This is a genomic window from Mesorhizobium sp. M1A.F.Ca.IN.020.06.1.1 (assembly GCF_004023265.1).
Classification (GTDB): domain Bacteria; phylum Pseudomonadota; class Alphaproteobacteria; order Rhizobiales; family Rhizobiaceae; genus Mesorhizobium.
In genome coordinates this window covers 1-12570 of record NZ_RZSR01000052.1, presented here as the reverse complement: position 1 = coordinate 12570, position 12570 = coordinate 1, and the positions used below count along the sequence as shown (strand labels likewise).

Sequence of the window (12570 nt, the reverse complement as noted above, 5' to 3'; positions counted from 1 at the left end):
GGCGGTAAAGGAGGCGCTCGAAGCCGCGTAGTGTTCCTGTGTCAGGAAGGCTTTGCCGCTTTCAGGGCGCGCGCCATTCTGACAGAGTCGCCCCAGGTGGACAGCCAGATGAGGCAATCCGTGGCGACGGCGATCGCCGCGCGCAGGAGGAGAAGCAGCGGGCCTGGTGCCAGCAGATGCTCCTCGGCGTGACGCAGATGGGCCAGCTCTTCCTCGCGGATCGACAGGATGATGGCGTGCAGTCCGGGATCGCGCCCGGCTAGATAGTAGAGCTGGTCGTCAAGATGGCGGTGCACGGTCGCTTCGACAGCGGCGGTGCATGCCCAGATGCCTTGTGGGCCGAGCAGGGCGGTGAGAAAGCCCAACAGCCAGCCGCCCCAGCTCCAGAACTGCATGACGCGACATGGACGCGAGTTTCGCATTGGCATGGCGGCACGGAAGGCGGCGCAATGCTGGCGCTCGTGTCCAAGCATCTCCGACAAAGACGGCACGCAATCGCGCCAAAAGTGCCGGGCGACAAAGATTTGCGCTGAATAGATCCTGATCGCTCCAAATTCGCCTGCGTGGTTGACCCGGACTATCCTGGCTGTGGTCAGCGCTTCGCGGCCGGAAAGCTCATGCATTGGAGAAGCTCGCCCGCCTGACGATGCGATCCCACCAGTCCTGCAAGTCTGGAAAGCGGGCAAGCAGCTTTCGCCCTTCGGCGACTTTGAGGAAATAGCCGATAATCGACGCCCCTTCCGCCGCGAAGATGTCGAGAGGGATGAGCTCGTAGTCGACGCCCTTTTGATTGAGCGCCATTCGCGCGATGCGGACATAGACGCTGTAATGGGCGCCGTAGATAAGAGGCTTTGCCACTTCATTCCTCTTTGGCTTGGCTGTCCCGTATCCAGACGCGCAGCGTGCCGGTGGTCTGAAAGCCGCAGTCCAGTGCACCATCCAGCCCGCCGCCGCGTTCATACCCGACCAGCGCGCGACCTTCAGCAAACGTATTGGCTGCGGCTCGCACAGCATCTCGATAGGTCGGCTTGCCATCCGTGGCAAAGACATTTGACAACCCGATCACGAGCTCGGATCTATTGGCTATGCAGCCGGCGGTGAAGCCGTCGGCCGTCCGTCGGCCAAGGATGGCGATGGCGGGGTCGGCCAGAACTGCAGTCGGAAAGACACGGCCGCTGGAGGAACCTGCGCCATCCGTCCAGGCAAGTTCCCACATCTCCAAGCTGGCTGCGTCCCCAACACGTTCCCAACCGGAGGGGGTCGTCGTTGGACGCCTTAGGTCCATCCAGATCCAGCTTGCTTCGAAGAGTTGGCTGAACCCGAGCGGTCGGAGATCCAGACGGCAGAAGCAATCCTTGACCGAAAAGCTGGTGGCGAGAACAGATGTCAGTCTGGCTATTTCTGCAAGTTGGATCGGTACGGCATCGGCATCCAAAGTGGCGGCATTGGGGTAGTAAGGAGGTGCTTGCTCATCGCTGGACCAGACGGAGCGGCTCCTCCGGCCGCTTAGCCCGTGCACCTTGAAAATAGCCTGGCAGAGGTCGGCATTGTTGCCAGCGCAAAGGCGACCCCTTTCGCTGGCAACAAGGCTCGGCACTTCTTACCCCATCGCCTTCTGCAGGTTCTCGTCGATCTTGTCGAGAAAGCCGGTGGTCGACAGCCAGGGCTGGTCGGGGCCGATCAGCAGCGACAGGTCCTTGGTCATGAAGCCGCCCTCGACGGTCTGGATGCAGACCTTTTCCAGCGTCTCGGCAAAGCGCTTGAGCTCGGCATTGCCGTCGAGCTTGGCGCGGTGGGCCAAGCCTCGCGTCCAGGCGAAGATCGAGGCGATCGAGTTGGTCGAGGTTTCCTCGCCCTTCTGATGCTGGCGGTAGTGGCGGGTGACGGTGCCGTGGGCGGCTTCCGCTTCCACGGTCTTGCCGTCCGGCGTCATCAGCACCGAGGTCATCAGGCCGAGCGAGCCGAAGCCCTGCGCCACCGTGTCGGATTGCACGTCGCCGTCATAATTCTTGCAGGCCCAGACATAGCCGCCCGACCATTTCAGGCTGGAAGCGACCATGTCGTCGATCAGGCGGTGCTCGTACCAGAGTTTTCTCGCCTTGAACTCGGCCTCGAATTCCTTCTCGTAGACCTCCTGGAAGATGTCCTTGAAGCGGCCGTCATAGGCTTTGAGAATCGTATTCTTGGTCGAGAGATAGACCGGGAAGTTGCGCAGCAGGCCATAGTTCAGCGAGGCGCGAGCGAATTCGCGGATCGACTCGTCGAGATTGTACATGGCCATGGCGACGCCGGCGCCGGGCGCGTCGAAGACGTCATGCTCGATCACCTTGCCGTCCTCGCCGACGAACTTGATCGTCAGCTTGCCCTTGCCCGGGAAGCGGAAGTCGGTGGCGCGATACTGGTCGCCGAAGGCGTGACGGCCGACGACGATCGGCTTGGTCCAGCCGGGCACCAGGCGCGGCACGTTCTTCATGATGATCGGCTCGCGAAAGATGGTGCCGCCGAGGATGTTGCGGATGGTGCCGTTGGGCGACTTCCACATTTTCTTCAGCTTGAATTCCTCGACGCGCTGCTCGTCGGGCGTGATCGTCGCGCATTTCACGCCGACGCCGTATTTCTTGATTGCGTTGGCCGAGTCGACGGTCACCTGGTCATTGGTGGCGTCCCGGTTCTCGATCCCTAGATCGAAATAGTCCAGCTTGATGTCGAGATAGGGGTGGATCAGCTTGTCCTTGATGAACAGCCAGATGATGCGGGTCATCTCGTCGCCGTCGAGCTCGACGACCGGGTTCGCCACCTTGATCTTCGCCATGGAAAAATGCCTCGTTGCTGGGGATCTGAACGGCCTTGCCCGTGGCTTCGGCCGAGGTTGGGCAGCGTATATCAAAGCCTTTTTGAGCGCGCAAACCGCGATCAGCCGATCGCAGACCGGTGTCGCGCTTGTGAATGCTTCATTTTCAGGCCCGGATGTGGCAGGGGACGCCGAAACGCCGCAAACCCCATGTACGGAGAGCCATGCGAGCCGCAAACGACACCGCCAAGACCGCCGGACCGGCGATCATCCTTGTCGAGCCGCAGCTCGGCGAGAATATCGGCATGGTCGCGCGCGCCATGGCGAATTTCGGCCTTTCGGAGCTGCGCCTGGTCAATCCGCGCGACGGCTGGCCGAGCGAGAAGGCGCGTGCCGCCGCCAGCCGCGCCGACCACGTCATCGATGCGACAACGGTGTTCGACGACCTTGCCTCGGCAGTGGCCGACCTCAACTTCGTCTTCGCCACCACCGCCCGCGAGCGTGACGGCTTCAAACCGGTGCGCGGTCCGGTGGATGCGGGCAGGGCGCTCCGGGCCCGCGAGCAGGCGGGGCTGCGCACCGGAATTCTGTTCGGCCGTGAACGTTTTGGCCTCTACAATGAAGAGGTTGGCCTGGCTGACGAGATCGTCACCTTTCCCGTCGATCCCGGCTTCTCCTCGCTCAACATCGCACAGGCCGTGCTTTTGATGTCCTATGAATGGATGAAATCCGGCCTTGCCGAAGAGACCGCGACCAACTTCGCCGGACCGGAGCTCGTTCCGGCGACCAAGGAACAGCTGCACAGCCTGTTCACCTATCTCGAAGGCGCTCTCGAGGCGCGCGGCTATTTCCGCCCGGAAGAGAAGAGGCCTAAGATGGTCGACAATCTGCGCGCCGTGCTGACGCGGGCGGGATTCGCTGAGCCCGAGTTGAAGGTGCTGCGCGGCATCATCTCGTCGCTCCACAGGTTTTCGCCGGCAATGCCGCGCGGCGACGGCTCACCGGGGGATGATCCAAGGCGGGCGCCGGCTATGCGCAAGCGAACAACGGACAAAGAAAGTTAAAATCCGTAAGCTCCGAACCTTCAAGGTAACCGAATATTATGCGGTTTGGTTCATCGTTCTCGAAACGATGGGGCAGCAGATGTTTACGTCCAATATTGGCCGTCTGCATTTCTTCTTCTATTCGCTAGGTCTGTTCATAGCGGAAGCGGTAACGATCGTGCTCTGCATTGCCGCAACGACCGGCTTCGCGGGATTGATCAATTCGATGCCGGGTCCGTCGCGGCAAAGCCTGGCCGGCGCCGCGCTTGTTGTGTCGCTCGTCTTCGTCGCGCTGCGCTGCAACATCGCATGGCGCCGCAGCCGCGATGCCGATGGTTCAGGCTGGATTCTCTGGTCCTATATCGCCTTTTCCGGCATCTATGGATTGCTGCAGGCCGGAACGCTTCTGGTCATCGATTTCGGCAATCCTGAGAGCGCGCCCGGTGGCCTGAACCTGCTCGGCCTTGCCATATTCGGCCTCTGGTGCACGATCCTGTGGGCAAAGCCTGTGGCCGGCAGCAACATCGATGAGCTGACCGAGGCTTTCGACTTTGAAGGCTCGTTGCCGGCGGAGGCGCTCCCCGCGAGGGCGACAGCGAGCGTCGCTCCAGCTGCGCCACGGACTGCTGCGCAACCCGCGCGTCCGGCGCCGGCGCCGGCGCCGCAGCCGTTTGGCCGGGCGCGACCCGCCGGCTTCGGCAAGCGGGGGCTCTGAGTTGCGCAAAAGCTGCTGGCATCTGCCACTTCAAGACCATGATCGTTCAGGATAGAAGCGCGGTTGGCCAAATCTCGGGTCAGCTTCTTCCTGTAGTCGGATGACAATGAACGATCGATCAAACCAGCGTCCGATCCTGATGTTCGATTCCGGTGTCGGCGGACTGACGGTGCTGCGCGAGGCGCGCGTCCTGATGCCGGATCGGCGCTTCGTCTATGTCGCCGACGACGCGGCTTTTCCTTACGGCGCATGGGAAGAGCCGGCGCTCAAGGAGCACATACTCGCCCTGTTCGGCAAATTGCTCGACCGTCTGCAGCCGGCGATCTCAGTGATCGCCTGCAACACCGCCTCGACCCTGGTGATCGATGCGCTGCGGGAAAAATTTCCCGGTCATCTGTTTGTCGGAACGGTGCCCGCGATCAAGCCGGCGGCCGAGCGCACGCGGTCCGGCCTGGTTTCGGTGCTGGCGACCCCGGGCACGGTTAAGCGTCAGTACACGCGTGACCTGATCAGCAAATGGGCGCAGAAATGCCATGTCCGGCTCGTCGGCAGCGACAGGCTTGCCGCATTGGCCGAGATCTATATGCGCGAAGGTTTTGTCGACGAGGAAGCCGTGCGCGCCGAGATCGCGCCCTGCTTCATCGAGCACGACGGGCAGCGCACCGACATCGTCGTGCTCGCCTGCACGCATTATCCGTTCCTGGCCAACCGCATGCGCAAGACCGCTCCGTGGCCGGTCGACTGGATCGATCCGGCGGAAGCCATTGCCCGGCGCGCCATGTCGCTGCTGCAGCCTATCGGCGAACCGTCGGGCGAGACCGAGCCCGATATCGCCCTCTTCACCTCTGGTAAGGTGGATTTCGCCACGCGCAGGCTCATCCAGGGCTTTGGGCTGACCTCGCGCTAGCTGGAACTGCGATAGCGCCGCAGCGTTTCTCTTCCCACTACCGCACAGGGAGAAATCGCATGCCAGCCAAATCGCAAGCCCAACAGAAGGCAGCCGGCGCAGCCCTTTCGGCCAAGCGCGGCGAGACCAAGAAAACCGAGCTTAAGGGTGCTTCGCGCGAGATGTACGAGTCCATGAGCGAGAAGCAACTCGAGGAGTTCGCCGAGACCAAACGCAAGGGACTGCCTAGCAAGAAGTCATGAACTCCTGCCTGGCTCTCAAGTTGGTGCCTGGATAGGAAACCCCGGCATGCCATGACGTGGCGGATCTGCTTTCGGCCATGCCAGTGCCTTCGCCGGGCTGCGGCTTTCTGACGGCAGAATAGTGGAGCCGGTGCGTCGCCGATCACGAGCTTGACACCGGTTAAATCTCTGTTTAACAGGGCCACCAACACCGGGCGGCGACGTCCGGTGGTTTCTTTTGCATGGGCAAGACCTCACCGGAAGCCAGTCTGTCGGCGGTCTTGTTCGAACTGACGTGTCCCGTGGGTTTTCCGTCGCGTTGCGTGGGAAATTCTGTCAGGCCTCGAAAACGGAGGCCAGAGGAGGGCGCGTTTCCTTCACCCGGAGCCAAGGGGTTCCGGGTATATCGTTTTGAAAGGGAATGCGATGAGCAAGCGCGAATCCGCGAAATACAAGATCGACCGCCGTCTCGGCGAAAATATCTGGGGCCGTCCGAAGTCCCCGGTCAACAAGCGCGAATACGGTCCCGGCCAGCATGGCCAGCGCCGCAAGGGCAAGCTTTCCGACTTCGGCCTGCAGTTGCGCGCCAAGCAGAAGCTCAAGGGCCACTATGGCGACGTTTCGGAAAAGCAGTTCCGTAAGGTCTATGAGGAGGCCAACCGCCGCAAGGGCGACACCTCCGAGAACCTGATCGGCCTGCTCGAGTCGCGTCTCGACGCGATTGTCTATCGCGCCAAGTTCGTGCCGACCATCTTCGCGGCCCGCCAGTTCGTCAACCATGGCCACGTCAACGTCAACGGCAGGCGCACCAATATCGGTTCGTACCGCTGCAAGCCGGGCGACGTCATCGAGGTGCGCGAGAAGTCGAAGCAGCTAGTCATCGTGCTGGAATCGGTAGGCTTGGCCGAGCGTGACGTGCCGGACTATATCGAGGCCGATCACAACAAGATGACCGCGACCTACAACCGCGTTCCCGGCCTGGCGGATGTTCCGTTCGCCGTCCAGATGGAACCGAACCTGGTCGTCGAATTCTATTCGCGCTGATCCGACCAATCGGCGACACCCATCCAAGGCCGCCCTCGAGGCGGCCTTTTCTTTGTCTGTCGCGTCGGCCAGGGCGGCAATTCCACCCTGGTCATTTTTTTAGCCGCAATTCCGCGACGGCTAGTGATTCCACTTGGCTGCAAAATGCTCTAAGCGAAGCGGCAACAGAACCGTGGGCACCTGCGCCATGAATATGCTGCCAAACGTCAAATCGCTTGAGCCGATCGCCGACGAGCCGGACGGCGGATTCCATCCGCTGTTCCGCGACGTGCCATCCTCGGTCGAGTTCAACAAGCTGCGCAAGCGGCTGCTGCGGCTCACGCGCCAGGCGATCGAAGACTTCGCCATGGTGAAACCCGGCGAGCGCTGGCTGGTGGCGCTCTCCGGGGGCAAGGATTCTTATGGCCTGCTTGCCTTGCTGCTCGATCTCAAATGGCGCGGGCTGCTGCCGGTCGAGCTGCTTGCCTGCAATCTCGACCAAGGTCAGCCGAATTTCCCGAAGCATATCCTGCCGGACTATCTCGGCGGCAACGGCATTGCGCATCGCATCGAATACCAGGACACCTATTCGGTGGTCACCGACAAGCTGCCCGACGGCAGCACCTATTGTTCGCTCTGCTCGCGGCTGAGGCGCGGCCATCTCTATCGCATCGCGCGCGAGGAGGGTTGCACCGCGCTGGTGCTCGGCCACCACCGTGAGGACATCCTCGAAACCTTCTTCATGAACCTGTTCCATGGCGGGCGTCTCGCCGCCATGCCGCCGAAGCTTCTCAATGACGAGGGCGACGTCATGGTTCTGCGCCCGCTCGCCTATTGCGCCGAGGCGGATCTCGAGAAATTCGCCAGTGCAATGAAGTTCCCAATCATCCCGTGCGATCTCTGCGGCAGCCAGGAAGGGCTGCAGCGCAACGCCATGAAGGCGATGCTCGACGATATCGAGAAGCGTATGCCTGGCCGCAAGGACACGATGATCCGCGCGATGACCAATGTGCGACCCTCGCATCTGCTCGACCGAAAACTGTTCGACTTCGCCGCGCTCGATGCGCGCCTTACCATGGGAAAAGACATTTCCGATGACGTTTGACATGCAAGCGATCGACTGGCTGGCCGAGCTTCTAGCTGACGCAGCCAGGGCCGAAATCATGCCGCGCTTTCGCCGGTTGGGCGAGGGCGATATTCGCCAGAAGACGTCCGCCGCCGATCTGGTTACGGAGGCGGACGTCAACGCCGAAAGGCTGATCACTGCCAGGCTGCGCGAGCGTTACCCTACAGCGATGATCGTCGGCGAGGAGACCTGCTCCGACAATCCGGCCTTGCTCAAAGGGCTCGGCGATGCCGAACTCGCCTTCGTCATCGATCCGGTCGACGGCACCTTCAACTTCGCCTCCGGTGTGCCGCTGTTCGGCGTCATGCTGGGCGTCGTGGTCAACGGCGAGACGGTTGCCGGCATCATCCACGATCCGGTCGGCAACGACTGGCTGATCGGCGCCAAGGGGGCGGGCAGCCATATCCGCCACGCACATGGCGCGCTGGAGAGGGTGCGGGTCGCCGAGCCGGTGCCGATCTCCGAGATGACCGGCGCGATCTCGTGGCAGTATCTGAAGGAACCGGAGCGCTCGCGGCTCGCTCGCAACCACACAAAGGCGCTGTCGCAGTTCGGCTATCGTTGCGCCGCGCACGAATACCGGCTGCTGGCGAGCGGCCATGCGCATTTCGTCGTCTACAACAAGCTGATGCCGTGGGACCATCTGGCCGGCGTGCTGATCCATCAGGAGGCCGGTGGTTATGCGGCGCGGATCGACGGCGATGCCTATCTGCCGTCGCATGTCGACGGCGGGTTGTTGGTTGCGCCAGACAAGGATAGCTGGAACGAACTGCGGCGCGAGCTCTGGGCGGAATAGGATCGATTGCGCCAGCGAGGGCCAGCCGGTCGGCTGGAAGATGTCGACCTACGACCTCACGCAAATCCGGAGATGTGAATGGGCACCCAGTCCGCGATGGTCGCTCTGGCTCTCGCCATCGCCGTGACGATCACGGGTGCTGACGAAGCAGCGGCACGGGAGCGCGCCTGCGGCAGTCGCGATCCCGTAAACTCCATAGCGGAAATGTCGGCTGCCATTTACGCCTGCTGGCGGCCGCCTCACGGAACTGCCGGCCTGTCCTTGACCCTGCGGTTCTCGCTCCGCCGAGACGGAACGCTCATTGGCAAGCCGCGCGCGACCTTCTCCGTACTCGGATCGAACGATGCATTGAACAGAGCCTTCGTTGCCTCAGTCCTCGAGGCTCTCGATAAGGCCCTGCCGTTATCCTTTACCGAGAGCATGGGCGAGGCGATCGCAGGGCGCATACTTTCGCCCCGCTTCACGGTTGCGCTTGAACGAAAATCCTGAGCGGGTGGCCGTAGGCGAGGGTTTCACACCGGCGGATTGTGGGGCTGGAACAGCCTTCCGCGCTCGGCGATCAGGATCATCAGCAGGGCGGCGAGGGAAACGCTGCAGAAGCCGGCGGCCAATGGCGTGACCGAGCCGTTATAGGCCTGGCCTATCAGCGTTCCGAGCAGGCCGCCGAGAAAGGTCTGCATGAAGCCGAGGATGGAGGACGCCGTGCCGGCAAGCTCGCCGAGCGGCTCCATCGCGAGCGCGTTGAAATTCGCGCCGAGACAGCCAAATGGAACCATCGCGCCGGCAAAGAAGGCGATGAACAGCCAGAGCGGCATCTCGATCTCGAGCGAGAAGACGAGCCAGACCAGGCTGATGGCGAGGAAGAGCAGCAGCGCGCTCTGCGACAGGCGCCGCATGCCGACCTTGCCGACGAGCCGCGCGTTGAGGAAGTTCGAGAAGGCGAGCACGCCCGCGACGCCGGCGAAGATCAGCGGAAACAGCTCGCCGACATGGAAGACTTCGAGATAGATCTGCTGCGCGGAATTGATGAAGCCGAACATGGCGCCGAAGATGAAGGTGCTGGCAAAGGCATAGCAAAGCGCGATGCGGTTGGTGAGCACGATGCGGAAACCGCCGACGACGGCGTTGACGGTTAAGGGCCGCCGGTATTCCGGATGCAGCGTCTCCGGCAAGCGCAACAGCGACCATGCCGACACGATGAGCGCGCCGACGGCCATGGTGACGAAGATCCAGTGCCAGGTGGCGAAGAGCATGATGAACTGGCCGATGCCGGGCGCGACGACCGGTATCGCCATGAACACCATGAAGATCAGCGACATGACCTCGGCCATGCGGCGGCCCTCGAAGGTGTCGCGCACGATGGAGACGGCGATGACGCGGGTGGCCGCCGCGCCGATGCCTTGCACGACACGGCAGGCGAGAAGGGTGGCAAAGGTCGGAGCAACAGCAGCGGCCGCTACCGCCGCCACGTAGATGATCAGGCCGGCGACCAGCGGCGCACGGCGGCCGAAACGATCGGAAACCGGACCGAAGAAGAGCTGACCGGTGCCGAAGCCAAGGATGTAGGCTGTGATCACATACTGGCGGTGGTTTTCATTCTCGACGCCGAGCGAGGCGCCGATCTGCTGCAGTGCCGGCAGCATGATGTCGATGGCGAGCGAATTGAGCGCCATCAGCGCCGCGCAGAGCGCAATGAATTCCCAGCGCGGAATGGGCAAGCTTTTTGCCGACTGCTGCGCTAGTGCCTGATTGTCCACGGCAAAATCCGATCAATCAAACGAATACGCGCCGGTCGACCGGCGCATCAATTCGTCTCGTTCTCGAGTTCGAAAGCCAAAGTGCCGAGGTGGGGCGGCCCCGAATGTCATCGCGCAGCCGGCTGGGCCGGCCAGCGCGAGCTCAAATCAGGCGGCGCCTTTGACGCTGACGCCTTTTTCGACCAGGAAATCCTGCAGCTCGCCGGCCTGGAACATCTCGCGCACGATGTCGCAACCGCCGACGAACTCGCCCTTGACGTAGAGCTGCGGAATGGTCGGCCAGTTGGAATAGTCCTTGATGCCCTGGCGCAGCTCGGCCGAGGTCAGCACGTTCACGCCTTTGTAGTCGACCCCGACATAGTCGAGGATCTGCACCACCTGGCCGGAGAACCCGCACTGCGGGAAGCCGGGGGTGCCCTTCATGAAGAGCACGACGTCGTTGCTCTTCACTTCGCTGTCGATGTAGTCGTTGATGCCGCTCATGGGGAATCCTTTCACGCCTGTGGGAGTCAGGCTCGAAGCATGTCCATCAAATAAACCCATAGGTTGGCTGAAACAAGACGTTAGCCGCGACGCACCCGAAATGGCGCAAAGCTTTGGTCCGCCATTGGGCCAAATCCGCCAGCCGGAACTTTCCCACAAGCGGGCCGGCAGGCCGGTTCTCTTGTCCCGGTGCCGCTGACGGTTTCCCAGGTGCGCACGCGCCAGAATTATAGCTATAGCTAAATCTTGAAGCATGCGCTATCCTTGCCGGTGCCTTGGAGGAACGCGGATATGCGCGAAACGAAATCGCTGCTGGAACAAAAGCTCGATCGAAGGCTGCTTCTGGCCGGTGGCCTGGCGGCCGGCGGTACGGCGGTGATGGCGACCGCGGCGCGCGGGCAGACCGACCACGCCGGTCACGGAACGCCAGGGGCGGCCGAACCGCAGCCGGCGCACCTGTCCGCGCATGGGGCGATGATCACCGTCGGCGAGGTCGAGGATAGCCGCAACGGATTCGATCCGGTGAAGCTGCTGAGCGACTGGGAGACCGGGACGGTGTCGACGCTGCCGGACGGGCGGACACTGCGCAGCTTCGAGGTCACGGCCGAGGACAAGGAGATCGAGATCGCGCCCGGCATCCTGTTCCCCGCCTGGACCTACAATGGCCGCGTGCCGGGGCCGACGCTGCGGGCCACCGAAGGCGATCGCTTGAAGATCGCCTTCCGCAACAACGGCTCGCATCCGCATTCCATGCATTTCCACGGCATTCACGCAGCACGGATGGACGGCGTTCCCGGCGCCGGTTTGATCGGGCCGGGCGAGGAGTTCGTGTACGAGTTCGACGCCAGGCCGTTCGGCTGCCACCTCTATCATTGCCATGCGCTGCCGCTGAAGCGGCACATCCAGAAAGGTATGTACGGCGCCTTCATCATCGATCCCGATCCCGCCAGGCATCCGGAGCACGAGGCGGTCGCCCGCTCGCGCCTGCTCGGCACGCCGGAGAATGCCGGCTGGCAGGAATTCGTAATGGTGATGAACGCCTTCGACACCAATTTCGACAACGAGAACGAGGTCTATGCCGTCAACACCGTCGCCCATGCCTACGCGAAGAAGCCGATACGGGTGCTGAAGGACAAGCCTGTCCGGATCTATCTCGTCAACGTGGTCGAGTTCGACCCGATCAACTCCTTCCATCTGCATGCCAATTTCTTCGACTACTACAATCAGGGCACGACGCTGACGCCGACACTCAGGACCGTCGATCTGATCACCCAGTGCCAGGCCGAGCGCGGTATCCTCGAGTTCCATTTTAGGGAGCACGAGCCAGGCCTCTACATGTTCCATCCCCACCAGTCGGAGTTTACCGAACTCGGCTGGTCGGGCATGTTCGACGTCGTGGAGGCCTTGTCGTGACCGATGTCAGTAGCACCTCCCGGGATACACAGGCCGGTCGGCCGCGCTGGCTCTCTCTGCTCTGGATAGTACTGCCGCTCGCCGTGCTCGGGCTCGCGGTTGCGTGGATGGTCTCTTCCGACCCGTTGGCCAGCTTTCGCAACGGCGCGCCGCCGGTCGAGAACCTGACCTTCGAGCGGACAATTATCGGAAACGACGGCATTCGAATTCTCGTGCGGGCCGGCGGGTCGGAACCGATGACGATCGCACAGGTCCAGGTCGACGACGCTTACTGGCAGTTCACGCAGGATCCGCC

The 12570-nt window shown here is 62.4% G+C and carries 15 protein-coding genes and 1 pseudogene; 10 read left to right on the top strand and 6 right to left on the bottom strand.

Annotation, left to right across the window (positions count from 1 at the left end):
• Window positions 1-41: 41 nt before the first annotated feature.
• Genes EOA60_RS04415 through EOA60_RS04400 form a run of 4 tightly spaced genes read right to left on the bottom strand, consistent with a single transcriptional unit; the run spans window position 42 to window position 2812 of the window.
• Window positions 42-623 carry a demethoxyubiquinone hydroxylase family protein gene (locus tag EOA60_RS04415; protein WP_095800850.1) on the bottom strand — a complete coding sequence of 194 codons (582 nt, stop codon included), beginning with the start codon at window positions 621-623 and terminating at the stop codon, window positions 42-44.
• Entirely contained in the window at window positions 616-858 is a 243-nt protein-coding gene (locus EOA60_RS04410; protein ID WP_095825258.1) for a glutathione S-transferase N-terminal domain-containing protein, read from the bottom strand. Before EOA60_RS04410 ends, EOA60_RS04415 begins: the two co-directional genes overlap by 8 nt.
• Window position 859: 1 nt before the next feature.
• Window positions 860-1597: a hypothetical protein gene (locus EOA60_RS04405; protein WP_095825259.1), complete on the bottom strand. Its 738-nt coding sequence runs from the start codon at window positions 1595-1597 to the stop codon at window positions 860-862.
• Between the two features lie 3 nt (window positions 1598-1600).
• Window positions 1601-2812: an NADP-dependent isocitrate dehydrogenase gene (locus EOA60_RS04400; RefSeq protein ID WP_095825260.1), complete on the bottom strand. Its 1212-nt coding sequence runs from the start codon at window positions 2810-2812 to the stop codon at window positions 1601-1603.
• 203 nt (window positions 2813-3015) lie between these two features.
• On the opposite strand from EOA60_RS04400, the gene EOA60_RS04395 reads away from it, so the two are divergent.
• From EOA60_RS04395 to EOA60_RS04360, 8 genes are all read left to right on the top strand, one after another.
• The gene (locus EOA60_RS04395) at window positions 3016-3855 is read left to right on the top strand and encodes an RNA methyltransferase (RefSeq protein ID WP_095825261.1); all 840 of its coding nucleotides are present in this window, start codon (window positions 3016-3018) and stop codon (window positions 3853-3855) included.
• Between the two features lie 79 nt (window positions 3856-3934).
• Window positions 3935-4549, top strand: coding sequence for a DUF805 domain-containing protein (locus EOA60_RS38150; RefSeq protein ID WP_179293651.1), 615 nt, complete (start codon window positions 3935-3937; stop codon window positions 4547-4549).
• Window positions 4550-4655: 106 nt separating this feature from the next.
• On the top strand, window positions 4656-5456 hold the full coding sequence (murI, locus tag EOA60_RS04385; protein ID WP_067328310.1) for a glutamate racemase: 801 nt from the start codon (window positions 4656-4658) through the stop codon (window positions 5454-5456).
• 59 nt (window positions 5457-5515) lie between these two features.
• The gene (locus EOA60_RS04380) at window positions 5516-5698 is read left to right on the top strand and encodes a DUF3008 family protein (RefSeq protein WP_066995133.1); all 183 of its coding nucleotides are present in this window, start codon (window positions 5516-5518) and stop codon (window positions 5696-5698) included.
• Window positions 5699-6103: 405 nt separating this feature from the next.
• On the top strand, window positions 6104-6721 hold the full coding sequence (gene rpsD, locus EOA60_RS04375; RefSeq protein ID WP_095825263.1) for a 30S ribosomal protein S4: 618 nt from the start codon (window positions 6104-6106) through the stop codon (window positions 6719-6721).
• A gap of 187 nt (window positions 6722-6908) precedes the next feature.
• The gene (gene ttcA, locus EOA60_RS04370; protein WP_095825341.1) at window positions 6909-7805 is read left to right on the top strand and encodes a tRNA 2-thiocytidine(32) synthetase TtcA; all 897 of its coding nucleotides are present in this window, start codon (window positions 6909-6911) and stop codon (window positions 7803-7805) included.
• Window positions 7795-8622: an inositol monophosphatase family protein gene (locus EOA60_RS04365; protein ID WP_095825264.1), complete on the top strand. Its 828-nt coding sequence runs from the start codon at window positions 7795-7797 to the stop codon at window positions 8620-8622. Before ttcA ends, EOA60_RS04365 begins: the two co-directional genes overlap by 11 nt.
• A gap of 78 nt (window positions 8623-8700) precedes the next feature.
• A complete protein-coding gene (locus tag EOA60_RS04360) occupies window positions 8701-9111 on the top strand; it encodes a hypothetical protein (protein ID WP_095825265.1) in 411 nt (136 codons plus the stop codon).
• 23 nt (window positions 9112-9134) lie between these two features.
• Here the strand turns inward: EOA60_RS04360 and EOA60_RS04355 are convergent, their stop codons facing one another.
• Both EOA60_RS04355 and grxD read right to left on the bottom strand, forming a co-directional pair.
• Window positions 9135-10334, bottom strand: a complete 1200-nt coding sequence (locus tag EOA60_RS04355; protein WP_164748144.1) for a multidrug effflux MFS transporter — start codon at window positions 10332-10334, stop codon at window positions 9135-9137.
• Between the two features lie 192 nt (window positions 10335-10526).
• The gene (gene grxD / locus EOA60_RS04350; protein WP_066995148.1) at window positions 10527-10862 is read right to left on the bottom strand and encodes a Grx4 family monothiol glutaredoxin; all 336 of its coding nucleotides are present in this window, start codon (window positions 10860-10862) and stop codon (window positions 10527-10529) included.
• 291 nt (window positions 10863-11153) lie between these two features.
• On the opposite strand from grxD, the gene EOA60_RS04345 reads away from it, so the two are divergent.
• Complete coding sequence (locus EOA60_RS04345) at window positions 11154-12275, top strand: multicopper oxidase domain-containing protein (protein ID WP_095825266.1); 1122 nt, start codon at window positions 11154-11156, stop codon at window positions 12273-12275.
• A pseudogene (locus tag EOA60_RS04340) lies at window positions 12272-12570 on the top strand (metal transporter); the annotation flags it as partial. The gene EOA60_RS04345 and the pseudogene EOA60_RS04340, both read left to right, overlap by 4 nt.